Origin of the sequence: Megasphaera coli, assembly GCF_900095855.1 — a bacterium.
Classification (GTDB): domain Bacteria; phylum Bacillota; class Negativicutes; order Veillonellales; family Megasphaeraceae; genus Megasphaera; species Megasphaera massiliensis_A.
This window is the reverse complement of the sequence record NZ_FMIY01000002.1, coordinates 1578212-1601269: the sequence shown is the minus strand read 5'-3', so window position 1 is coordinate 1601269 and position 23058 is coordinate 1578212. Positions and strand designations below refer to the sequence as shown.

21 protein-coding genes are annotated in these 23058 nt (G+C 49.7%); 4 read left to right on the top strand and 17 right to left on the bottom strand.

Features of this window, described 5'->3' with window-relative positions; genetic code table 11:
- Positions 1–11: 11 nt before the first annotated feature.
- The 10 genes from BQ2674_RS08260 to BQ2674_RS08215 form a co-directional block, all read right to left on the bottom strand.
- Positions 12–494: a cell division protein SepF gene (locus tag BQ2674_RS08260; protein ID WP_075573297.1), complete on the bottom strand. Its 483-nt coding sequence runs from the start codon at positions 492–494 to the stop codon at positions 12–14.
- A 13-nt stretch (positions 495–507) separates the two neighbouring features.
- Complete coding sequence (locus BQ2674_RS08255) at positions 508–1188, bottom strand: YggS family pyridoxal phosphate-dependent enzyme (RefSeq protein WP_075573296.1); 681 nt, start codon at positions 1186–1188, stop codon at positions 508–510.
- A 95-nt stretch (positions 1189–1283) separates the two neighbouring features.
- Positions 1284–2099: a polyphenol oxidase family protein gene (locus BQ2674_RS08250; protein ID WP_075573295.1), complete on the bottom strand. Its 816-nt coding sequence runs from the start codon at positions 2097–2099 to the stop codon at positions 1284–1286.
- Between the two features lie 92 nt (positions 2100–2191).
- Positions 2192–3208 (bottom strand): phosphate acetyltransferase, encoded by a 1017-nt coding sequence (pta, locus tag BQ2674_RS08245; protein WP_075573294.1) that lies wholly within the window; start codon positions 3206–3208, stop codon positions 2192–2194.
- A gap of 74 nt (positions 3209–3282) precedes the next feature.
- Positions 3283–4377 (bottom strand): flavodoxin family protein, encoded by a 1095-nt coding sequence (locus BQ2674_RS08240; RefSeq protein ID WP_075573293.1) that lies wholly within the window; start codon positions 4375–4377, stop codon positions 3283–3285.
- Between the two features lie 15 nt (positions 4378–4392).
- On the bottom strand, positions 4393–5361 hold the full coding sequence (locus BQ2674_RS08235) for a lactate/malate family dehydrogenase (RefSeq protein ID WP_235828843.1): 969 nt from the start codon (positions 5359–5361) through the stop codon (positions 4393–4395).
- Positions 5358–10208 carry a nicotinate-nicotinamide nucleotide adenylyltransferase gene (locus BQ2674_RS08230; protein ID WP_075573292.1) on the bottom strand — a complete coding sequence of 1617 codons (4851 nt, stop codon included), beginning with the start codon at positions 10206–10208 and terminating at the stop codon, positions 5358–5360. Before BQ2674_RS08230 ends, BQ2674_RS08235 begins: the two co-directional genes overlap by 4 nt.
- Positions 10209–10256: 48 nt before the next feature.
- Positions 10257–11078 carry a CpXC domain-containing protein gene (locus BQ2674_RS08225; RefSeq protein WP_075573291.1) on the bottom strand — a complete coding sequence of 274 codons (822 nt, stop codon included), beginning with the start codon at positions 11076–11078 and terminating at the stop codon, positions 10257–10259.
- A 13-nt stretch (positions 11079–11091) separates the two neighbouring features.
- On the bottom strand, positions 11092–12003 hold the full coding sequence (locus BQ2674_RS08220; RefSeq protein WP_075573408.1) for a metal-sensing transcriptional repressor: 912 nt from the start codon (positions 12001–12003) through the stop codon (positions 11092–11094).
- 13 nt (positions 12004–12016) lie between these two features.
- On the bottom strand, positions 12017–12742 hold the full coding sequence (locus BQ2674_RS08215) for a class I SAM-dependent methyltransferase (RefSeq protein WP_075573407.1): 726 nt from the start codon (positions 12740–12742) through the stop codon (positions 12017–12019).
- Between the two features lie 311 nt (positions 12743–13053).
- Between BQ2674_RS08215 and BQ2674_RS08210 the strand changes: the two genes are divergently transcribed.
- Complete coding sequence (locus BQ2674_RS08210) at positions 13054–14028, top strand: diaminopimelate dehydrogenase (protein WP_075573290.1); 975 nt, start codon at positions 13054–13056, stop codon at positions 14026–14028.
- Between the two features lie 20 nt (positions 14029–14048).
- Positions 14049–15155, top strand: a complete 1107-nt coding sequence (ychF, locus tag BQ2674_RS08205; protein WP_075573289.1) for a redox-regulated ATPase YchF — start codon at positions 14049–14051, stop codon at positions 15153–15155.
- Positions 15156–15291: 136 nt separating this feature from the next.
- On the opposite strand, the gene BQ2674_RS08200 is transcribed toward ychF, so the two are convergent.
- The 5 genes from BQ2674_RS08200 to BQ2674_RS08185 form a co-directional block, all read right to left on the bottom strand.
- Positions 15292–15834 (bottom strand): TlpA family protein disulfide reductase, encoded by a 543-nt coding sequence (locus BQ2674_RS08200; protein ID WP_075573288.1) that lies wholly within the window; start codon positions 15832–15834, stop codon positions 15292–15294.
- On the bottom strand, positions 15827–16672 hold the full coding sequence (locus BQ2674_RS08195) for a 4Fe-4S binding protein (protein WP_075573287.1): 846 nt from the start codon (positions 16670–16672) through the stop codon (positions 15827–15829). The genes BQ2674_RS08200 and BQ2674_RS08195 overlap by 8 nt, the downstream gene beginning before the upstream one ends.
- The gene (locus tag BQ2674_RS08670; RefSeq protein ID WP_262359924.1) at positions 16665–16787 is read right to left on the bottom strand and encodes a CD1871A family CXXC motif-containing protein; all 123 of its coding nucleotides are present in this window, start codon (positions 16785–16787) and stop codon (positions 16665–16667) included. Before BQ2674_RS08670 ends, BQ2674_RS08195 begins: the two co-directional genes overlap by 8 nt.
- A gap of 113 nt (positions 16788–16900) precedes the next feature.
- Positions 16901–17926 carry a glycosyltransferase family 2 protein gene (locus BQ2674_RS08190; protein ID WP_075573286.1) on the bottom strand — a complete coding sequence of 342 codons (1026 nt, stop codon included), beginning with the start codon at positions 17924–17926 and terminating at the stop codon, positions 16901–16903.
- A 64-nt stretch (positions 17927–17990) separates the two neighbouring features.
- Positions 17991–19154 carry a PIG-L family deacetylase gene (locus tag BQ2674_RS08185; protein WP_159427209.1) on the bottom strand — a complete coding sequence of 388 codons (1164 nt, stop codon included), beginning with the start codon at positions 19152–19154 and terminating at the stop codon, positions 17991–17993.
- 198 nt (positions 19155–19352) lie between these two features.
- Between BQ2674_RS08185 and BQ2674_RS08180 the strand changes: the two genes are divergently transcribed.
- Together BQ2674_RS08180 and BQ2674_RS08175 are read left to right on the top strand one after the other, a co-directional pair.
- Entirely contained in the window at positions 19353–20003 is a 651-nt protein-coding gene (locus BQ2674_RS08180; protein WP_205407623.1) for a DNA-3-methyladenine glycosylase family protein, read from the top strand.
- A 12-nt stretch (positions 20004–20015) separates the two neighbouring features.
- Entirely contained in the window at positions 20016–20864 is an 849-nt protein-coding gene (locus BQ2674_RS08175; protein WP_075573284.1) for an aldo/keto reductase, read from the top strand.
- A 71-nt stretch (positions 20865–20935) separates the two neighbouring features.
- On the opposite strand, the gene BQ2674_RS08170 is transcribed toward BQ2674_RS08175, so the two are convergent.
- Positions 20936–22147: a pyridoxal phosphate-dependent aminotransferase gene (locus BQ2674_RS08170; protein WP_075573283.1), complete on the bottom strand. Its 1212-nt coding sequence runs from the start codon at positions 22145–22147 to the stop codon at positions 20936–20938.
- 47 nt (positions 22148–22194) lie between these two features.
- Entirely contained in the window at positions 22195–22935 is a 741-nt protein-coding gene (locus BQ2674_RS08165; RefSeq protein ID WP_075573282.1) for an SLC5/6 family protein, read from the bottom strand.
- Positions 22936–23058 lie beyond the last annotated feature (123 nt).

The window sequence follows — 23058 nt, the reverse complement described above, 5'->3', positions numbered from 1 at the left end:
GCCTGCGCTTATTAATGAGTCGATCCGCCGTCATTCGCGTTCCACGACAGCTGTGTCGTAAAATCACCGTAGTCCCGTTTGCCGTGATCTACGGATACATTGCTCGGCACACAAAGAAAAATATCTTTGCCCACTTTTTGAATATTGCCGTCCAATGCATACGTCGCACCGCTGATAAAGTCGACGACCCGCTTGGACACATCTGCCGGTGTGCTTTCAAAATTGATGACTACCGGTTTTCGTTCACGCAAATAATCCGCAATGTTTTGAGAGTCGTCAAATGTTTCCGGTTCGACGATCATCATCTTTAAAGGACGATCAGCCTGAGAACTGCCCAAGGAAGAGCGGCGCGGCGCGGATACGGCACGGCGGGCGGGTTGTACTTCATCAAGCTCTTCCTCTTCTTCGTACTCATCGTCCGTTTCAAATTCGTCTTCGTCGTTTACACCGCCGAAATTGCTGGTCATTTTGTTCCAAAAACTTTTCAATCCCATAATATAATCCTCCTTAGTAATTTCGCGGCCCGAATATAGCCGTACCGACGCGAACAATATTGGCGCCTTCTTCAACGGCTATTTCAAAATCATGAGTCATGCCCATCGATAAATAACGAACCTGACCGTCGGGAAACTTCATTTTCATATCATCATATAACGCTTTTGCAATGCGAAATATGGGACGCGTGTCTTCAACATTCTCAAAATCCGGAGCCATGCACATGAGTCCTCTCACGCATACATGCTTCAATGCCGCCGCATGTCCGCATATGACGGGAAAGTCTTCCACACTCATGCCGGTCTTGCTTTCTTCACGAGCAACATTCACTTCCAGGAGTATGTCCTGTACCTTGCCGATACGTTGCGCTTCTTTATCGACAACATCGAGAAGTCGGATGGAGTCGACGGAATGAATAAGATCAAAGTGCCTGACGGCCTGCTTAGCTTTATTGGTCTGCAAGTGGCCGATAAGATGCCACTTCAGCTCATTGTCCGGGAAGGCGGCCTGCTTTTCCAGAGCCTCCTGCACACGGTTTTCACCGACATCGCTTATTTCCGCCGCCGCCTCTTTCATATCCTCAACAGGATGATTTTTTGTGACGGCTACAAGCGTAACCGCATCAACTCTGCCGGCGCGCCGTGCCGCCGCGGCAATTCGTTTGCGTACGCTTTCGATATTCTCTTTTATCAAGCAATATCCTCCTGTCGTTTACAAAAAGAACTTATACGTTCTTATTATATATATTTATGCTTACAATTACCAGCATTTTTTTAAAAAAGCCCGTCTTATGTCAATAGAGCGAAAATACCGTTTCTGCCGCTGAAGTTGCCGTCTCGCCGCAAGGAGAAAAAACGCGCTTCTTCCTGAACCGTGCAGGACGGGCTGACGTCTATATTTTCGCTCACCACACCTGCCGCTGCAAGCTGCTGTACCACCAAAGCTTTCGCATCGACGTGAATGCCGTCGTCCGCAGCAAAAAGAAAGTCGGCCTGCCCCGTTGTTGCGGCACTAAGCAAGGCTTCAGCCGTACGGGCGCCGACAGTTACATAAGGCGCCGTTGCGGCGGGGCCTATACAAGCATACAACTGCTTCGGCCGAGTACCGTAGACGAAGTCCATCGCCGCGACGACCCGTCCGGCCAACCCGTCCGCGCAGGCCGCTAAATCACAGACGGCGACAGCGCAGGCATGCCGTTCCCGGTCATAAAGAACGAGCGGAACGCTGTCGGCGGCACAGAGAAGAAGCGGCGTCCGCACGAGCTCCGTCAAGAGAGCCTTTATCCGAGGCAGGGCTCCTGAGAAGCTGCCCGCACCTGCCCCCCGTTCCGGCCCGCTCACAACGGCAATATGAGATTCTCCGTTTTGCCGCGCCGTCGTCAAATCCTGTATGTCACATCCCAGGGCGGCGCAAAGACGGCGGCGGTTTTCCAGCACTGTCCGTACGGCATCACCGACGGCAAAGGAGAGATTCAATGAATCATACAAGCCTGTACCGGCGCCGCCGCGGCGTTCCGTAAAACCGTGCACAAGGCCGGCAGCATGCAGCCGCACACTATATTCCCACGCAACACCCGTGCAATCTTCGTATATCTCTGCAGTCATGAATCTCCCTCTTTTTATGTGCAGTCTTAAAAAATATGCAAAAATCGGATTCGGGCACACATGTCCGAATCCGATTTACAGTTTGGAGCGGGTTAAATTTCCTTTTCTGCCGCAATGGCATCGGAGCAGCAAACCGCTACGACGTCGACAACGTCTTCCGTCGATGCGCCGCGAGAAAGGTCAAGAATCGGTTTAGCCAACCCTTGGACCAAGGGGCCGAGGGCCGTTGCATTGGCAAAACGCTGTACCAGTTTGTAGCCGATATTAGCCGCATCAAGAGACGGAAATACGAGGATGTTCGCGTGACCTGCCACCTTGGAACCCGGAGCCTTGTGTTCACCGACTGCCGGAACGATGGCCGCGTCGGCTTGGATTTCGCCGTCAAAGTCGAAGTCCACGTTACGCCGCTTCAATATTTCTACAGCCTCACGTACGACGTCCACAGTACCGCCGCTGCCGCTTCCCTTGGTGGAATATGAAAGCATAGCGACCTTCGGATTCAAAATCTGCACGGTCCGGCGTGCGCGGTCGACGCACATCACGGCAATGTCGGCCAGCTGTTCCGCCGTCGGTTCGGGAATAACGCCGCAGTCACCGAGGACAAGGATGCCGTTATCACCATATTGGGGCGTATTCGTAATCAGGATGAATGCACTCGATACGGTCTTGTTGCCCGGCTTCGGGCCGACAACCTGAAGACCTGCACGAATGACGTCGGCCGATGTCGTTGCCGCACCGGATACAACACCGTCGGCATCGCCGAGGACGACGAGGCCGCAGGCGAACATGGTATAGTTGTGCGTCATGATTTCACGCGCTTTTTCTACAGTCATGCCCTTCTTTTCACGGCGCTTTGCAAAGTATGCGCACAATTCGTCCAATCTCGGATATGCCGCGGGATCGACGACAGTTACACCTTCCAAATTGATTTGGAATTTTTCCGCCGTGCTCTTAACTTCACTTTCTTTGCCGACTAAGGTAATTTTTGCAAAGCCTTCCGCCATGACGCGTTCAGCAGCCTTAAGTACGCGGCGGCTGTTCGTTTCCGGTAAGACGATAGTTTTTTGAGCTTTCTTTACGCGGTCTTTCAAATCATCAGTAAATCTCATTTATATATCACTCCTTATATGAAACCGATTAACATTACACGCTACATTATAATACAAATGCGCTGCAGTGCAAGCTATTTTTTGACCGCTCCCGCCTGCAGTACCTCTTCCATACGGGCCGCCATGGCGGCCGCCCTGCCTTTGATTCCCCGGCAGGCGAGGATGCTCCGCGGTGTATTGGCCGTCTCCACCATGGCAAATTGCGGCGGCAAAATAAAATTCTTGTTGCAGCTCATGGTATCGGCAATTTGTTCGGCCACAATATCGCCGCCGCTGTACCCGGATACGACCAGGGCGTAGACTCGCTTTTCCGCAAACTCGCGAAAGTCCGAGCGAAAAAGCGCGGTCAGGCGATTGAAAAAAGCTGTCATATTGGCGCCGACGGCATCGTTGTAATTGGGACACAGCAGAAGAACGGCATGGCACCGTTTTACTGCCGGGTATACGCGGTCCACGATGAGGCCCCCGTAAAAACAGTCTCCTTTTTCGCCGTAATGCAGACACGTTTCATAGCTGCAGCCGCGGCAGTCGACGAGCTCACCGTCACGCAGAGAAATCTCTTCAATTTCTGTGAACGCACCGAGATTTTGCTTCACCATGTCCCACAAAAGGAGCGTATTTGACGTGCCGCGACTGCTCGCGTGTAAGACAAGGAGGCGTTGGCACGCCCTTTTTCCCATACCCGTTCCGGAAAAAGAGATGACCTTGTCTATCAGCCCGGCAACCGCCTTTTTATAGGCTTCTTTTTTATGTACGCCCAAGAGGCCTGCCTGCGTGCTGAAGTTATATAAGGAGCCCGTCGCTTCGACAAGAGGCTTGCCCGGAAAGAGACAGCCTGCCCGATTGGCCATGAAGAGCAGTTCTCTGCCCATTTTTTTTGTGAACAGTTCATCCGGCCCGTCTATAACAAGGCCGGCACATACGCCGGCCAGAAAGTCTGTATGTGTATAGAGCAGCGTTATGAGTCGATGATATGCATCATTTGCACCGCCCCTGCCGAGGGAAATCGCAAAGAGACACGCCTGCCCCTGCAAATCCGCCGCACGGAGCAAAAACACATCGGGGTCGTTTATTTCTTCATATACCGTCCCGCTCAAGCCGGCCTGCAATATAGCGGCAAGGCGAGTCTCCGATGAACCCGTCCCCCTCAGGTGAATAACATAGAGCATGGTGTACCGCCCTTTCTACGACAATTCACACAGCCGGACATAGGCAGTCTTAATCCGTTCGTACAAGGCGTCCTGCAAAGGCAGGTCTTCATATTCCACGCCGTCCGGCGTAAAGCGGTTGCACAGACCCAGGAACGCGCCTTTTTCGGCATTACCGAACCAGAGGGAGCTGTAATGCCTGTCGCCGCGCAGGGTAAGTAAAACGGACAGTGCCGCCGACGAAAGAGCCGGCGCAATATAGGGCTTATAGCCCAGGCCGCGGACGGCCAAATTGGCACGAACGACGAGATCCGTCAGACGGCGGGACACGTCATCATCGTAGTGCACCACACTGTTTGCAACGACAAGATCCCCGCCGTGCGGGCCGAAGACGCGCCCTTCCGTCAAGTACTGTTTGAACTCGGGGTTTCTCTCGGCATAATAACGCGCCCTGCCGTTCATGACACCGAGACCGTAGCCCTGCACCTGCACGGCCTGTAACCCTGAAGTTTGCAAAAACACCTTACACAGAGGATCAACCGGATCGGACACGATGCAGATAAGGCCCTTGTAGGCGGCCTTCGCGGCCATGGCCGCAAAATGCCGAACGAGCTCCCCGTTAGCCGCAAGCTGCGCCATGCGTACATCTCCGACAGTGTCCAAGGCGGGAACACCCTTAGCAGCACAGAAAACGAAGACATCACAGTCGAAAAGTCCTTCCTCCGCCACGATTTTTACGGGCGGCAGGCCCCCTTCACCGCCGGGATAGGAAATTTGGTTCATTTCCATTTCCAGCCGTTCCGAATTTTTCTCATTTATGTCGTAAATACCGCAATACTCGAGGACATCACCGCCTAAAAGTCGCAAACCGAGGAGCATGGTCATGCCCACATCGCCGAGGGCGACAATATGAAGACGATTCTTTTTCCGCAGCTGCGGCAAAGCCCGTAACGAAACGGGTGTAATTACGCCGATTTCGCCGGGTAAATCGTGAATATACATCATTTCCCGTCCCTTTCCTGTTTGCGGTTCGCGCCCTTCCAGCGGAGCCGCGTCAAACGCTCAATATCATTTTCTATAAAACGGGACGGATTCATATTTTCGTCAAAGTGAACGCCCACATCCATGTCGGGAATGCGCAGAGGCGTAACAACCTCACCGAGGCGCTTCAAGGTCAGGCGCTTTTCATAAATGCGCTGGTATTCTTCCTGGAGTACCTCCATAATGTCGTGAGCGTTTTCCAGACAAATCATAGAGTAAATGTAAATGGCATTATCATCGCCGCCGCCGATAAATCCCGGCTTCACGTAAGGCAGGACAAGGTTGATAAAGGGATTGGAGCTATACCCTTCGAACGCTTCGACGCTCTCAATACTGTCGCCGCCGAGGAAGGGATAGCAGTCCCGTTCGTTGAGCCACACTTCCAATGTCGGCAGAAAGTATGCGCTTTCCGTTTTAATCTTCCGGCCCGTCATCATGTCCATGGCACGCCCGGTCATGACACCCGTGAGGACAGCCTTAATATCAATCTCATTGCGTTCCAAGTGGGGCACGAGCATTTGCATACGGTAACCCTTATGGAGCAAATCATCAATGAGAATGACCGGCCGATTAAAAGACTTAATGGTCCGCACCTGATTGTCAACGGACGAATAGTAGCGCGACTCGGCCATAGTAAAGCCCTGGACGGAACGATTGAAGTATTTTTCCAGGTGCAATGCCTTCGTCACCGTGTTGGGCACGAGCACATCACTCAACGTTTTGCCGAAAGGAACGGACATATACGGACCGTAGCGGCGTTTTTCACTGCGTGTCGCCGACACGCCGTTCAGGCGCACAGCCTTCTTAATGATCTTATTGTGGACGATGCTCGTATTAAAAGAGAGGATGAGTTTCCCCGGATAGATGTGGCGCATAGCCGAAAGCAGGCGCTTATGGGCCTTATCAAGGACCTGCAGGACGCGCGGATTTTTATTAAAAGGATTTTTCAGCACAGTTTCGACGTCGCGGAAAATAACGACAGGCGCCTTCAAGCTCACCGCATAAAGCGGTTCTTCGCCGGGCGGGGCAATATCCGTAAAACCTTGATCCTTCAAAGCCTTGATGACGTCGTCGTTCCGGCCGGACGGGTCGACGGGATGATACACGGCATAGGCATAGTCGCGGGCAATGAGCTCGGACATGAGCTCGGTAATAACGATTTCGCCGATATTGGCAATAGCCGCTGCCGTATCGGCGTAAATAAAGCCGATAGCCGCCACACTGCCTTCGGCGGCATCGCGAATATGCGAGGCGATTTGAATATCACCGAACTCGTCATGGAGATCTTTCGTCCCAACATGGTGGGCTGCCGCATATGCGATAATGGCTTTGTTCTTGTCAACACTGTCAATGTACAGTGTCCGCACGTTACCGCGTTCAATATACTCTTCCACCGTTTCCGCACAATAGCCCAGGGCGACGAGCTTATCCTGAATGGGCCAGAGGCTTTCATGCCCGCGGGCTTTAAAGGTACCGACGCCCATGTCTTTCGCTTCAAAGACATGTTTGTACGCCGGTTCGCGCAGGTAAAGGTTGTTTTCGTAAATAAAATTCTGCGCCACCGCATCAATGAGGTTGGAAATATCCCTGTTGAGATCGATATTTTCCCGAATCCGCGTCGAACTGATATCTTCGTAAAACTTATCGAGGAGCAGGGATATGACCTTCCCTCTAATCGGATGCGGCATGTCGCCGCCCGTTTGCGTATTCTCACGCGTTTCTCTTTCAAAGGCAATGTGGTTGAGTGTATGAATCGAATCTTCCGTCGGCTGTACCTTATAGGCGGACGCATTTTTAATAACATCCGTACCGACGGCAATATACAAATCGCGGCCTGCAAATATTTCCTTCAACCGCTTCAAGTCCGCCGGATTGGCCATGTTGATGGGAATGTCGTCCGGGAAGGGGTAAATTCGCTCCCTGTCGGCAGTGGACATATTCATGATTTTGCGCCGCATGAGGCGCGGCTGCGTATGCTTCGACCAGGAGAATTCGTCGAGTGCCAGGTACACGTCGAAACCGAGATCGCGAATCTGAACGGCCACGGCTTTATGACCGAGACTGAAAGGATCAAACGTGCCCGGATAGAAACAAACTTTCCGTTTTTCTTCAAAGACAAAGGCGCCCGTGCTGAACTGGTGATTGCCGATGTAGCGGTAAATATGATTCAGTACGGCAGCATTGCTGTAAAAATCCAGTGATTCTTCCGTCTCTTCCGATAAAAGGACGAGTATCTTCTTATACGAATGAACAAAGAGGAAGTCCACTTCTTCTAAAGGCAGGTCCGGATTGGCAAAAACGAAGCGCCCCAAATGCCGGAAGGCATCGCGACTGAGCTCCTTGTCGTAGTGGGCGTAAGCCTTCAGCATGATATACAAAAGCCGCCGCTTGCGCAATTCCTGCTCCGCCGCATCTTCAGGGAAGCGTTCGGAAAATTCATGGAAACTGCCGAGCATGACGCCGACCGTATGGATCATGGATGACGCCACCTGTGAAGAAGACGTGAGGATTTGCATCTCCAACGTATAAACGCATTCATCCAATTCCTGCGGTGACAACTGCAGAATAATATGGCCCAAGTATTCAGGCACGTATTTGGATATGCGCAAGTCGCCGACCTTCAGACCGTTGACGAGTTCCACGGCAATTTCGTTGCGCTGCGTATAGGACATATACTGAGACACGCGCAACAGCGCAGCCCCGGCGGCACAGCGAACGAAAGGATTTTCGCTCACTTTAAGGACATTGGCCAAATGCGTTCCCAAGTGCATGACGCTGCTCCTGTCGGGCGACGCCTGCAAATAGTGCAATAAAATTTCTATATTGGCCTCTTTGATGACCCAGTGAGTGCCCATCTTGAGGTTATCCAAAAAGAGAGTGCCCTCTCTTTCGGCAACAGTAGTTTCATCGTCCGGCAAATTGAGGACTGCCAACAGCTCCTCGAAATACCGCGTTTCGTCATAGTTCGTAATGAGGTGCGCCTTGCAGCGCAGGGCGGCTACCTTAATATTCGTGTCGTCACTGCAAAGACCCGCTTCCGTAAACGCGAGGGCCGTTTCCAAAAAAGACTTGTCCACATGGACGGCTTCCACTTCCATGAGTGCCGTCAAAAGGACGATAAAGGTCTCGCTTTGATAGTCGAAACGTGTATAGTAAGGCTGCAAGAGAGATACGTACCCGGCCTGTTCCGCATCGTCACAATGCTGCAGGACGGCCTGCACAAAGGTGCCGAGGCAGTAGGCAATCCACGTTCTGTGCTGTGACGTAAACCGCCAGCCGGGCTTAATCATGACGGCCAGGTAATTGGCAAAGAGCGACACGCCGGTTACATCCTTTGCGGGCAGCGTCACGCCTTCGGGCAGTTCTTTGGAATAATGCTCCGTAAACTTGGCAACAATAACGCCCATCAATCGTGCCGCCTGCATGCGAATATCCACGTCTTTATAGGCCAGTATTTCATAGAGGAACTGCAAGGTCATGAGCTTCTGCCGTTCCGTCATATAAGTCGAATACTCTTCAAAAATGCTGATGTAATTGCGCACGTTTTTCCAGCTGCGTTCACTGCGCGCCGCTTCAACAAGACGGGAAAACTCATTTTCCTTTTGGAAAATATTCATGAGTTTTATGTTGTGGTCAATGGCGGCGTACTTCAAGGCGGCAACAACGTCTTCTCCTTCCAGGAGAACCGCCTCGGGGCGCACTGCCGGCGTATATTCGGCCGGTTCGTCCGCAAAGTCTGCCGGCAGATCCGTCTGCACGCCCAGTTCCTTCATGTATGCCTCAAAATCGGCAAGCTTCGCATAGACCTTCTGATATCGCTGTTTCTTCTTTTCGTCCACATTATCGAGCTTGCTCAAAATGACGTCGAACGCTTCGGCAAGCGTATAGAAGCAGACCGTTTCTTTGCCGTCTGCGCGCTTGCTCTTGACGCGGAAGTCGGCATATATGAGGAGAAGCGACTCGACGGAGAGGTTTTCCAGCTCCAAGTCCCAGACAGAGTGGTTGGCTGCAATATGACCGATAACCGGGATACCCATACGGCGGCAGCAAAGGTCCGTATAAAAATAATGCAAGTACGGCACGCGCCGTTCTTCGCTCTTTTTCGAGCCGTATTTGCCGATGTCGTGGGTCGCGGCCGCACCGGACACGAGACCCAAATCGACGGGAATGCCGGCATGATAGAGTTGCCGCGCCGCATAAGTAGCCACATAGTGGACACCGCCGACATGACCGAGCGTATCAAAGGGCGTAATGACGCTGCCGATGCGCATAAACTCGTAAATATACAGCTCCGTGATCACTTCGCGCAGGCGCAGGTATTCGCAATTAAAATCATGTTTTACGATTTCCTCTTCCGAAAGAAAATGCATTTCCCGCGTCGGATCAAAGGGCAGATATTTCTTTTCATAGCGGAAGAGTGCGCGCAGAACCTGCAGCAATAAAACGCGCCCCGTCTTATACACCGGGTCGTCCTGCAGAACTTCTTCCAACCGGTCATCCGTCCAAAAGGCGACGTTTTCCGGGTAAATTTGCGCCAATATGTAGTAATAGCAGTAGCGCAGCCAGCCGACAGGCGGCTCCTTGCGCATCTCTTCCACGTATTTCCCCATAAGGTCCGGAATAAGGGCAAGATCAAAGCGCCCATCCTCGCCGACGGCGGTAACTGCCGCGGCCGCTAAAGCCTCCTGTTTTTCCCGGGGCAAGAGGCGCCGAATGTCTGCCTCCGTCATGCCGGCAAAGCGCAAAAACCGCTCCTGACGAAAGGCGTCGCTCAAAATTTCACTCAAACTCGAAATGCTGTACGCGTTCATAGTCTCTCCTCTATCAAAAGGTACTTCCCAAAGATGCCGCCGTGCCGCCTAATTGCCGTTCTTTTCGTCTACGGGCTTGATATCCATGCCGAAGAGCTCCTTGCCGAGCGTGTGGATCCAAAAACCGAGGAGTCGGTTGTATTCCTGCCGTTCCTTTTGCGAAGCTGCGGCAATGACCTGTTCTATAAACTTTTGCCCCCAGTCGTAAGAAAAGCGTTGGAACTTGCCCTTTTCGTTTAATGACGGTACGCCTTCGATTAAAGGCTGAAATACGTCGCGCGTCACTTCGACGAGCTTGTCCGTAATTGTGTAAATATACCCTTCATCGGGCTTATCGGAACGCATAAATACAAGTGATAATTTTTTCGGTTCGCGCCCATCCGTTGCATAGTCGATATGATACGATTCCAAAGGCAGAAGCCTGCGGTCTTCTTCTTTGACGAGATTATAAGCGCCGTATTTGATGATTTCACAAAGCCTGTCGTCCATGCCGCTTTCCATTTCCACGATTTTTTCGCGCATCTCGCCCCAGGTCCGCGTAAAGCGGCATTCATAAAGTCTCAAAGTTTCACCGTCCGTCTCCTTTCGCACCGCCTCGGGCGTAATCTCAAATGTGCGGTCGGGCATATTCCAAACGGCGATTTTTCGCTTTTTATCCACATAGAGACACGGCGCTTCCACCCGCACGGTCTCGCCGCAGTACGGGCAGTCGTACATAAACAGGCTGCCGTCCGTCAGAACGCGCAGGCGCATGAACGAGTCGCCGTCAATGCGCTCAAAGCCGTGAAACCGACCTTCTCTGCGGCAAGCCGGGCAGGAAATATGAATATTCTTTTCCTTCGTAATGAACCGTGACGAAAGTATGTCCATGGCGATTTTCCTCTTATTTCATAAACGTATTGACAGCACGTTTCAAATTTTCCACAGCTTCCATATCGTTGTGGCGCACGCTGTCGACAATACAATGGTCGATGTGATCCTTTAAAATGACCTTGCTCACACTGACAACGGCCGAGTCCACGGCGGAAAGCTGTGTCAGCACTTCCGTGCAGTCACGGCCGCCTTCGATCATACGCTTGACCGCCTCTATATGACCGCTTATTCTGGCCAGACGGTTTAAAACGGCCTTCGTCTCCGTATGAGGGTGAGTATGCGCATGACCGTGCGCTTTCAACGGAGTATCTCCGCATTCAATGTCATGCAACTTTTTCGCTCGAATGAAATAGAGATCTCCTTCATCTACGGCGGCAGTCACGGTAAAGCCCGCACTGACGAGCATCGTGCCGACTACATCAAGAGGCGGCAACAATTCTTCCGAATCGGCAGGCCCCTGCTTTTGTATGGCCTGTACGGCCCGACGCGAAATATCGTGCATAATGACAAGCTGTCCGCCCGGAACGACGGCCTTGGCGATTTTTTTGACGAACGCTTCCCTGTGACGGCTTACATGCGGGTACAGATTAAAACAAATGACAGTGTCATAAATTTCATCGGGAAAGGCATACTTCAAAATATCTTTTTCAATAAAGTCGATATTGTCATAATGACCGAATTTCTTGACCGCCTTTGCCACCATTTGTCCCGAATAGTCCATACCGTCTATGTGACCGCCTGCGCCGACAAGGTCATGCAAATAGGGCAAAAGGATGCCTGTCCCGCAGCCCGCATCCAGGACGCGGCTGCCTTTCTCGATGCGGCACCATCGCAGTAAGCGCTCTATTTTTTCCCGATCCGCTTTCCTGTCACGATCCCAGTTTTCCGCGTAATTATCAAAATACACCTGTTCCTTATCCATTGCAGAAATTTCCTTATCCTTTCTTTTGCGCATACAGACAGAAAAGCGGCTCCGAATCATACCGCATCATCTCGTCTTTGCGCACGAATTCCCGTATGTCGCCGCAGCAGCGGCACTCTGTAAAACCGATCTCCTTCAGCCTGTACATATCCCACAGAGGCCGTGCTTCCTTGCTGATAGCGAGCGAGTCCTTAATGACGGCGCACTCGCGAAGGAGCTCCCGATCCAGTTCGTTATGGACGTTATTCGGTTCGGCCGCATTGGCCGCAAAGTCAACGGGCCCGTAATTGGAATCAAAGTTGAGCAATACACCGCCGCGACGCAAGAGACCGTACCAGCCGGTGTAAGCACCGTGCACGTCCGGCAGGTTCCAGGTCACGTTCCGCGAGACAATTACGTCAAAGGAAGCTTCCTCAAAAGGCGGCATTTGTGCATCGCCGAGAATAAAGTCAACGTGAACACCATAGTTTTCACTGTTTTTCTTCGCCTCTTTCAGCATGAGTGGTGACATGTCCATACCCACGGCCCGATGGCCGGCGGCTGCCACCAGAATAGCCAAAAACCCGGGACCCGTGCCGATATCGAGAACGTCAAGCGTACCTTCACACGGCAAAAATTTCCGTATATAATCAAGCCACGCCGCCCCGTCAATGCCTTTCAACTCCTTTTGACGCACGGCACTGAAGTCGGCACTGCGGTTATCCCAATAAGCCTGCACCCGTTCTTGTAACGATTCCATGTATAAACACGACCTTTCGTATGTTCTTAATATATGTTCAGTATACAAAAGGCACATACCCTTATCTATCCCCACCTCCCGGTTAAGATGTCCTGAGTTCAGGATACCACAATTATGGTCCTCTGAATACGGAAATTGCCGTTCTTTCCTGCAGATTTCTTTGTTTTACCCCATGAAATATTAAATATGCATAAAAAGCAACATTTTTACCTTTCTTTTACATTAAGTTCTATACAAAAAGAGAATCCCGGTGCTACAATATAAACCAAGATTTTAAAAATATTAATTCACTAATCTCAGGAGGCAAACTAATGAATAAAATTCGCATCGGTATCGTCGGTTACGGCAATCTCGGCCGCGGCGTGGAAGCGGCTGTCAAGTTGCAGCCGGACATGGAATTAATCGGCGTCTTTTCCCGTCGTGACGGCATAAAAACAGTAAGCGGCGTCCCCGCTTACGCGATGGAAAAAATGTCCGGCTTTAAGGGAAAAATCGACGTCATGATATTGTGCGGCGGCTCGGCTACGGACTTAATTGAACAGACACCTGCCGTTGCCGAAGATTTCACCTGCATCGACAGTTTCGATACGCATCCGCGCATTACGGAACACTTCGGCAACGTCGATAAGGCAGCTAAAGAAGGCGGCACGGCGGCGCTCATTTCCTGCGGTTGGGATCCCGGTATGTTTTCACTGCAGCGTGTCTTTGCCGAAAGTATTCTCCCCCAGGGACGAACCTATACATTCTGGGGCCGCGGCGTCAGTCAGGGACATTCCGACGCCATTCGCCGCATTGACGGCGTCGTCGATGCCCGTCAGTATACGGTGCCCAAGGAACAGTACTTAAACGCCATTCGCAACGGTGAAACGCCGGATGTAACCTCCTTGGACGCCCACCTGCGCGACTGCTATGTCGTCGCGGCGGACGGTGCCGACAAGAATCGGATTGAACGGGAGATCAAGACGATGAAGAATTACTTCGTCGGTTATGAAACAGTCGTTCATTTCATTTCACAGGAAGAATTGGATCGCAATCACAAGGGTATCCCTCACGGCGGTTTCGTCATGCGCAGCGGTGATACGACAGAAGGAACAAAGCACGTTGTCGAATATGTCCTCAAACTTGACAGCAATCCCGAATTTACGGGAGCTGTCCTTACGGCCTATGCCCGCGGCATCCATCGCCTTGCACTTAACGGCTCCGTCGGCGCGTTCACGGTCTTCGATATTCCGCCTGCTTGGATTTCTCCGCACAGCGGCAAAGAACTCCGCGCTCACTCCTTATAAAAACGATAAAGGTGATCTTCATGAGCACAAACTTAGAAGTCGGCATTGTAGGCTTGCCGAATGTCGGCAAAAGTACGCTTTTCAATGCCATTACCAAGGCCGGCGCCGAAGCGGCCAACTACCCGTTCTGTACGATTGAGCCGAACGTGGGCGTCGTCGAAGTCCCGGACGAACGCGTCAAGGTCCTGACGAATATGTATCACCCCAAGAGTACCGTTCCGGCGTTCATGCGCTTCGTCGATATTGCAGGCCTCGTTGCCGGCGCCTCCAAGGGCGAAGGACTGGGCAACAAGTTTCTCAGCCATATTAGAGAAACCGATGCCATAGCCGAGGTCGTGCGCTGTTTTGAAGACGAAAACATTACACACGTATCCGGATCCGTCGACCCTATTCGCGATATTGACATCATCAACACGGAGCTCTGCCTGGCCGACATGGAAACAACGCAAAAACGGGTCGACCGCGTCACGAAAATAGCCAAATGCGGTGACAAGAACGCGAAAGCCGAACTGGAAGTTCTGGAAAAGATATCGGCCTGCCTGGAAAACGGTGAACCCGCCCGTAAGGCGGAGTTGACCAAGGATGAACGGCTTCTGCTGAAAGAGCTCAACCTGCTTACCTTAAAGCCTATCCTTTATATTGCCAACGTGGCTGAAGAAGAGGCCGCCGCAGCCGATAAAAATCCGCACGTCCGGCAGCTTGCCGAATTTGCCGCCAAAGAAGGCGCGCAGGTCGTAGCCGTATCGGCAAAGATTGAGGCGGAAATTGCGGAACTCCCCGACGACGAAGCGGCCATGTTCCTCGAAGAGCTCGGTCTTCCCGAAGCGGGCCTGACAAAACTCATCAAGGCGGCTTACTCCCTTTTGGGCCTCATCAACTTCTTCACAGCCGGTGCCGACGAAGTACGCGCCTGGACCATCGTCAAAGGAACGCACGCACAAAAAGCGGCCGGCAAAATCCATACGGATATTGAACGCGGCTTTATTCGTGCCGAAATTATCTCATATGACGACCTTATCGCCTGCGGCAGCGAACAGGCCGCCAAGGAAAAGGGACTTGTCCGCCTGGAAGGAAAAAACTATCCCATGCGGGACGGCGACGTGACATACTTCCGCTTCAATGTCTAAATTCATAGGACACAAAAAAAGCGTGTACCGATTACTTTCGGCACACGCTTTTTCCGTGTTTTGTATAGCCCTCAAAAAGACATTCTTATGCCGTTACCTTCCTGCCGCTTCCAAAAACATGCTCCCGACCGCAAGTTTATTTGTTTACGGCCGGTTTAAGAAATGCTTCCAGCTCCGTTCCCGACATGGAGCCGACGCGAACGTCCAAAATTTTACCGCCTTTGTCGATGAGAACCGATACGGGAATGCCCGTAATGTGGTAATCCTTACCGACACGGTTCATGTCGCCGCCATAAAGGGGCATGGTAAACCGGCCTTTTTGCCAAAAGGCCTGCGCGTCTTCACGCTTCGTATCCAAGTTGACGGAAACAAAATGAATCTTCGTTCCGTATGCGTTATACGCCCTTTCAATATCCGGCATTTCCTGTACACACGGCGGGCACCAGGACGCCCAGAAGTTCATGAATACGGGGCCATCCGCATAAAGAGCGGACAACTTCTCCTTCTTCCCGTCAAAGGCAACGAGCTCCATATCCGGTGCCGTCATGCCGGTTTCTATTTTTTCCGTCTGCCCTGCAGGCTGCTGTTGTACCGCATCGGTCTTCTGCTCCGAACCGCAGGCGGTCAAAAAGACGAGGCACGTAAGTACGGCCACCATGGAAATACATTTTTTAATCATTTTTCTCCTCCTTCATCCGACGTGATATCGGTTTTTTCATATATATGGCATCTACGGGACACGTTGTTATACAGTCGCCGCAAGAAATGCATTCTCTGTCGCCGGCAATGCGCACGTCCGATTTGCAGACTGCCGCGCACCTGCCGCAGTTAACACAACGATTGTTGTCAACGGCAATCCCCAGTAAAGAATATTTGTTAAAAAAGCCGTATAGCGCACCTAAGGGGCAAATAAAGCGGCAGAACGGGCGAAAGATGACAATACTCACCATTACAAGAACAGCCGCCAAAAAACCTTTCCATGCCGTCAGCATACCGGCGGCGCTGCGAAGGCCGTCATTGGCAATAAAGAGCGGTACGGCCCCCTCAATCGTTCCGGCAGGACAAATATACTTGCAAAACAACGGCTCGCCCAGCCCGATAATAACATACGCCGCCGGTGGGCCGACACAAACAAGTGCCAAAAATACGTATTTTCCGTATGTAAACTTTCTCGTCAAGGCTGATTTGCCTACCTTTCGGACAGGCAGCTTATAGAGAAGCTCCTGAAAAAAGCCGAAAGGGCACAGGAAGCCGCAAACAACTCTGCCGAAGAGAATTCCGAAGAGGACAAGAAGGCCCAAAACATAAAGAGGAATGCGCGGGAGAAAGCCGCTCAGGGAGCTTTGCAGAGAACCGACGGGGCAGGAACCGAGAGCGCCGGGACAGGAATAACAGTTAAGGCCCGGCACACAGAAAGATTTAGTCTTTCCCGTATAGACCGTACCGTCCCGAAAACTGCGCCAATTGGCATTGCACACGATAGTACTGATAAATTGAATGACGCCGCGCCTAACCAAGGCCGATACACTCCAAACAAACGAAGGCTCCCTTTTGTAAAACGGCCAGTTCTTCTCCCCGCATAAGCCCGGCCGACACGAGCGCCGCGGCCAGTATAACCAGACCAACCTGCATTTTTGTCAAGTGTCACGCCTCCTCTATATTTTGATTATGTCATTAGTTGCCAAGAACTACTTTTCCCGTCGATTCGTTCAAGTACCGCAAAATAATCGATATTTTCCAATTATTTATCCTATATGTGCAATCTGTTTAATTTTTTCAAAAACAAACATGAAATATCCGTAGGTTTTGGGAATCCATCGTCGATGTAAAGCGCCATAAAGTAACAGTTCATATTTCAATCCGATTTTCGGCCGATCCGGAGCCGCTTCCTCTTTCTTTAAATACGCAAGCAAGTGCTTCACCTGTACACCTGTCAATTCCCCGCGGGCCAAATGAAAACCCATGCATCCGACTGCGCTGCGAATAGCGCGATGTCTTGCATATTGCACAAATCCATGCATTCCTTCAGCCGCAGCTAAAGGCTGACGCGATAAAAAAGCGGCAAATAAGCCATATTTACTTTTGGCGCTTAAATTGGAGGTTATTGAATTTTCATTATTGCAATTATAGTAATACAATACTTTCGGTAAATACGAAACAGTCTTGACTTGTTGAAATACTGTCGGCATAATCAGTAAATCTTCATAAAATGTATTTGCCGGTAAACGAATATGTTCCCATAAATACCTCTTAAAAAACTTATTACATAAATAACAGGGAATTTTATCTTCAATCAACGCACGATATGTCGTATCACGATTAATCATACAACTCGTATTCATCGGATATGGTCTGATTTCGCCGCCTTCCACAATAGCAACATTGAAGATCACGACGTCCACCTGCTTATCAAGGAGCTCCTGTAAACATTCTTCCAGCATAGTAGGCGCTACGTAATCATCCCCGTCAATAAATACGACATAATCACCGCTCATGACTTGTAATGCATCGTTCCGGCTAACGCTGACACCTTGATTTTTTGCATGATGAATAACGCGAATCCGGCTGTCTTGTGCTGCATAGGCATCACAAATCATTCCGCTCTCATCAGCGGGGAAAGAAGACGAGGAAGAGGCGTCATCCACCAATATAAGTTCCCAATCGGAATACGTTTGTGTTTGAATACTCTCAATGCACCTTCCGAGATATTTTGCTACTCGATATACCGGTACAATAATCGAAATAAGCGGATTTTGTCGACTTGTCTCCATATACTGCCATTATCCTTTACTCAGCCGTCAAGTATATTCAGGCAATCTTTTATGTATGCGTTCATCATTTTCGATAGGCCTGTACGGTACGCCAAGCACGTTTATACTCTTGACGAACCCGTTGATAATTCCACCAATTGCGTAACCGCACATACCATCGGTAAAATAAATCTTTATAAGTCCCTTTTCTCAACGTAACTTCACAGAAAGCGTCTGTTCCTGCAATCTCCAACCGAATTCTTATTGCCTCTTTTGTAAGTTGACCGGTAATCTCCGGCTGTACTTTTTCAGACGCAATCACGCGGTCGTTAATCTTCCATCGCAACGCCTTTGCATCTATACCGGCATTAGATACATATGCATTGATAACCGGCACAGTTTCTCCGGGATATAGTATCCAGTCGTACATAAATTCATTTCCTGCAAGTATATGACAATATTTATACGTATTCGCTTTATAAGTTTCTTTATATCGTCTTAAAGACACTTGCCACAATACATTATCTCCGTTTATAAGGCGGCGTCCTCTTTTATATGCGCGCTGCGATTCATGAGCGGACATGCCCGAGAAAACGGGATTATGAATTAAATCCAAGCTGCGGCAATCCTCCGGTACGGGAATCCGGATGCGATCAACCCACTCTAAATCCGGGTTTTCCGTCGTACAGCCTTCAGATAACAATTGTCTGTTAATTTTAGTCGACTTCAAGTTAAGCGCATTAAAATCATCAACAGTTTCATATCCCGTTGCATACGCAAAACCCTTGAAAACGCGCATTGTCGGCAACAACGCGCCGCGAGAAGACAAGTTTTGAATTGCTTGGTCAAATGCCTCCGAGCATATCTTATGATCCGGATGTGTGTCACAATCCGTCGCTATTACGGCATCAGGCTGAATTTTCAATAACAAGGTTTCCATCGCTTCAATTGCTTCGGTAATTTTATATATTCCCAATTCATGTCCGCGATCGGGAAATCCTAAATAACAAAGATTTTCTTTCGGCAATCCAATCCGTACTGCCATACGCTCCGCTTCCCGCCGTCGCAGCCATGCCGGATATTCATAATCACCGTCAGTAAAGTACGCGCAATATACGGTCATTCCTTCATGTAAAGCGCCATATATGGCAGCTCCCGCCATATTCATCTCATCATCCTGATGAGGCACAATGACAAGCAATGTATTGCCTCCAAAAAAGTCATGATATGTAAAACTCGATTGATACACAATACACTCCCCAACAACCGGTTGCCTGATTAAAACTCTATACCGTTTTGACATTATTGAACCGTCTTCACGCATAGTATACCACAAAATCATTTATATCTATACATCCCATTTCATTCAAACACATCTTTTTCCGTTCCCATGCTTTTCGAATATCTTTTTCTTTTCGCCTGCCTGCAGTACAATACAAGGAGTGAGGTGAATACCGTGTATTTTCGCTACGGCGACAATGAGGTCGCTTATTTAAGAAGCAGGGATGCCCGCTTAGGGGCTGTCATAGAAAAAATCGGCCACATTGACAGGGAAGTGGACAGTAATTTATTTGCTTCCGTCGTTCATCATATTGTGGGACAGCAAATATCCACGAAGGCGCAGACGACTATTTGGCAGCGCATGAATGAACGCTTAGGTCCGGTAACGGCAAAAACCGTTACCGGTGTAACGGAGGCCGAATTACAGGAAGCGGGCATTTCCTTTCGCAAGGCCGCCTACATCAAAGACTTTGCCGAAAAAATAAACCGCGGGGAATTCGACTTGGCCCGCATCACCGAAATGTCTGATGAAGGGGCTATAAAAGCACTTTCGTCCCTGAAGGGAATCGGCGTGTGGACGGCCGAAATGATTTTGCTTTTTTGCCTCGAGCGGCCGAATATTTTCAGCTTTGACGACCTGGCCCTTCAGCGCGGTCTGCGCATGATTTACCACCGCCGCCGTATCGACCGCAAGCTTTTCGCTAAATACAAACGACGCTTCAGCCCTTACTGCAGCGTTGCGTCCCTGTATTTATGGGCCGTCGCAGGCGGTGCCGTTGCGGATATGAAGGATTACGCGCTGAAGAAAAAGAAATAGGAGGTCTTTACTATGAAAACATGCACCTTAAATACGGGCTATGAAATGCCTCTCGTCGGCTTCGGCACATATCAGCTGACCGATCCGAAGGCCGATGAAACAGCCATCATTACAGCTATTGAAAGCGGCTATCGCCTTATCGACACGGCACAGGCCTATAAAAACGAAGAAATCGTCGGCAAAGCCCTGTCTCATTGCCAAGTGCCGCGCAACGACCTTTTTATTACGACCAAAATTTGGTTTTCCAATTTTCCCGGCGACAAGTGCCGCAAAAGCCTTGAAGAATCACTTCGTAAATTGGATCTCGATTACGTGGACCTTGTTCTTCTTCACTGGCCGTACAACGATGTCTATCAGGCCTGGCGCTCTCTGGAAAAGGCGCAGCATGACGGCCTCGTCCGTTCCATCGGCGTTTCCAACTTCATGCCCAGCCAGCTCATAGACCTCATTTGCTTTAACGATGTCACGCCGGCCGTAAATCAGGTTGAAACGCATCTCTATTGCCAGTATCGGGAATTACAGAACGTCATGCGCCGCTACGGTGTAGCCCACCAGGCCTACTCCCCCTTCGGCCGCAACCGCAACATGGACATGTATAAAGAGGATGCCGTTACGGCGGCGGCTCAAAAATACGGTAAGACGCCGCACCAAATCGCGCTGCGCTTCCTCGTTCAGTCGGGCATTTCCGTCTTGCCCAAATCCTCTCATGCCGACCGCATCAAAAACAATGCGGACATCTTCGACTTCGTTCTGACGGACGACGAAATGAAAACCCTCGCCGCGCTGGATAAGGAAGACGTCCTCGTCGGCAACAGTCAGGACGCGACCTATACGGAGAATATGATTAAAAGAACGGTATAGCAGAAAAAATAAAGACCCGGATGAAGTAACTTATACTGATATTTCATCCGGGCCTCTTTTTTAATTCAGTTTCAGTTTTTGCCGTCTTTCAATTCTTTAACTAATTCTTTTATTCGCCGAACTCCTTCTTCTATGTCGGATTCAGATGTTGCATAAGATATTCGAATATAGTCGGCAAAATTATCCCCAAACGCCTTAGCCGGAACAGTCGCCACATGTTTTTCTGCAAGCAATCGTTCGGAAAAGGCTTCCCCGCTCAAGCCTGATGCGGCGACATTCATCAATAAATAAAACGCACCGGCAGGATTTGAATAAGAGATTCCGGGAATCTCCGAAAGCTTTTGCAGCATTAGAGCTCGGCGCTTTCCAAATGTATTTACCATATGTTCCACATCAACTTTAGTTTCTTCGCTGTCCATAGATTTTGTTAATCCGACATGAATAAAAGTGGTTCCGCTGGTAGTAGAGTACTGATGTGTACGAATTAACACATCTGCCAACGGTTTCGCAGCAGCAAGGTAACCTACCCGCCAACCCGTCATTGCAAAGGTTTTGGAGAATCCGCTGACAATAATCGTCCGCTCCTTCATATTCGGGAAGGCTGCCATAGAATAAAACTTAGCAGCTCCATATGTAAGTCGGCTGTACATTTCATCTGATAAAACCAGGAAATTGTACTTTTTAGCCATTTCACAAACTGCATTGAGCTCAGCTTTAGAAAATACTACACCGCTGGGATTATTAGGATTATTAATGATCAACATTTTGGCCTTTGGTGTAATTGCCTTTTCAAGTGTTGCAATATTAAGCTTAAACCCTTCCTTATCATCTAACGGGACGTCTATAAAATTGGCGCCACACATATTTACCAGCATTTTATAGTTGACAAAAAACGGTGTCAGTACAATAACATCATCACCCTCATCCACAAAGCTCAGCATTACATTATTTAATCCTTCCGCACCTCCTGAGGTTAAAATTATTTCTGTTTCCGGATCATAACTGACACCGGTCTCACCATATATATAATTTTGCAAAGATTTTCTTAGCCCAGCATGCCCTCTGTTAGAGGTATAATGCGTGAAATTATCTTTTATTGCCTGTATGGTAGCCGATTTAATCGCCTCCGGAGTATTAAAGTCCGGCTCTCCGATACTGAAAAAAATTACATGATGCCCTTCACCTTGTAATTTAACAGCTTTTTCCAAAACCTTACGGATTGCCGACGGCTGAACATTCGCCAACCGTTTTGCTCCCACGCTGAAATTATAGGACCGCTCCATGTTGATTACTCCTTTCCGTAAATACCGACCTCTTTTAATTACCCGGATTAAGCTTCGCTTTCATTATCTATCCCGGCCGCGTTCACCTTGCTTTGCAAATATACTTCATGTTGCTTCTTGCCGCCCGCCAATATGCCGATTACGATAACAGCCAAGCTGACGCTTAACGCCAGATACAAGGGATTGACAGTCAAGTGAAGTATCATTTTCGATACGATAGGCACAATTGTAGCAATTATAATAGAAGCCAAGGCCCATTTAGGCGGCAACCATCCGGGCTTAAACACGGCAATTGTCAACGGAACAAATACACCCGCTCCGCGTAAAATAAATGACAGGAAGTTCAGCTCCAAAATCGTCGCATTCAAATTAATATATGAAACCAGCGTTCCTATCACCATTGTAAGAAAAATTGTAATACGATTGGCCCAAAGGATTTTAAAGTTGGACTGCACATTAAAAACGTTGGCAACAAAATCACGCGAAAGCAACGTACCGATACCCAATGCCATGCCGGCCGTAGAGCTGATAATAGCTAATAAAACGCCTGCAATGGCAATACCGCCCAGCCAGTCCGGAAGATATGTCAAAAAGAACGTAGGCAATGCCGTAATAGGCACTATTTCAGGGTGCGCATAATGCATGTACATACCGATGGCAACGATAGGCAATCCAAACGGGATAATTATAGCTGACGCCGTAAGGGCACCACGCGCAGCCGTTTTAGCATCGCTTGCAGAAAATAATGCTTGAATATAAGCTTGTGCAGACAAAATCCCCACTATCATAGAAAACAAATTCCCTAAAACCTCGCTGACACCGCGTCCAAAAAGGTCAAACCAGGGTTCAGCCGGAAAAACGCGATGAAATTCAGCTGACGGAATTTTAAACGATAAATTGCAATAAGTAAT

Bases quoted from the DNA above. Each gene is read 5' to 3' on its own strand.
- BQ2674_RS08260 (WP_075573297.1), bottom strand. From the start codon at position 494: ATGGGATTGAAAAGTTTTTGGAACAAAATGACCAGCAATTTCGGCGGT.
- BQ2674_RS08250 (WP_075573295.1), bottom strand. From the start codon at position 2,099: ATGACTGCAGAGATATACGAAGATTGCACGGGTGTTGCGTGGGAATAT.
- pta (WP_075573294.1), bottom strand. From the start codon at position 3,208: ATGAGATTTACTGATGATTTGAAAGACCGCGTAAAGAAAGCTCAAAAA.
- BQ2674_RS08240 (WP_075573293.1), bottom strand. From the start codon at position 4,377: ATGCTCTATGTTATTCACCTGAGGGGGACGGGTTCATCGGAGACTCGC.
- BQ2674_RS08235 (WP_235828843.1), bottom strand. From the start codon at position 5,361: ATGATGTATATTCACGATTTACCCGGCGAAATCGGCGTAATTACACCC.
- BQ2674_RS08230 (WP_075573292.1), bottom strand. From the start codon at position 10,208: ATGAACGCGTACAGCATTTCGAGTTTGAGTGAAATTTTGAGCGACGCC.
- BQ2674_RS08225 (WP_075573291.1), bottom strand. From the start codon at position 11,078: ATGGACATACTTTCGTCACGGTTCATTACGAAGGAAAAGAATATTCAT.
- BQ2674_RS08220 (WP_075573408.1), bottom strand. From the start codon at position 12,003: ATGGATAAGGAACAGGTGTATTTTGATAATTACGCGGAAAACTGGGAT.
- BQ2674_RS08215 (WP_075573407.1), bottom strand. From the start codon at position 12,742: ATGGAATCGTTACAAGAACGGGTGCAGGCTTATTGGGATAACCGCAGT.
- BQ2674_RS08210 (WP_075573290.1), top strand. From the start codon at position 13,054: ATGAATAAAATTCGCATCGGTATCGTCGGTTACGGCAATCTCGGCCGC.
- ychF (WP_075573289.1), top strand. From the start codon at position 14,049: ATGAGCACAAACTTAGAAGTCGGCATTGTAGGCTTGCCGAATGTCGGC.
- BQ2674_RS08200 (WP_075573288.1), bottom strand. From the start codon at position 15,834: ATGATTAAAAAATGTATTTCCATGGTGGCCGTACTTACGTGCCTCGTC.
- BQ2674_RS08670 (WP_262359924.1), bottom strand. From the start codon at position 16,787: ATGCAGGTTGGTCTGGTTATACTGGCCGCGGCGCTCGTGTCGGCCGGG.
- BQ2674_RS08190 (WP_075573286.1), bottom strand. From the start codon at position 17,926: ATGGAGACAAGTCGACAAAATCCGCTTATTTCGATTATTGTACCGGTA.
- BQ2674_RS08175 (WP_075573284.1), top strand. From the start codon at position 20,016: ATGAAAACATGCACCTTAAATACGGGCTATGAAATGCCTCTCGTCGGC.
- BQ2674_RS08170 (WP_075573283.1), bottom strand. From the start codon at position 22,147: ATGGAGCGGTCCTATAATTTCAGCGTGGGAGCAAAACGGTTGGCGAAT.
- BQ2674_RS08165 (WP_075573282.1), bottom strand. From the start codon at position 22,935: ATGATAGTGGGGATTTTGTCTGCACAAGCTTATATTCAAGCATTATTT.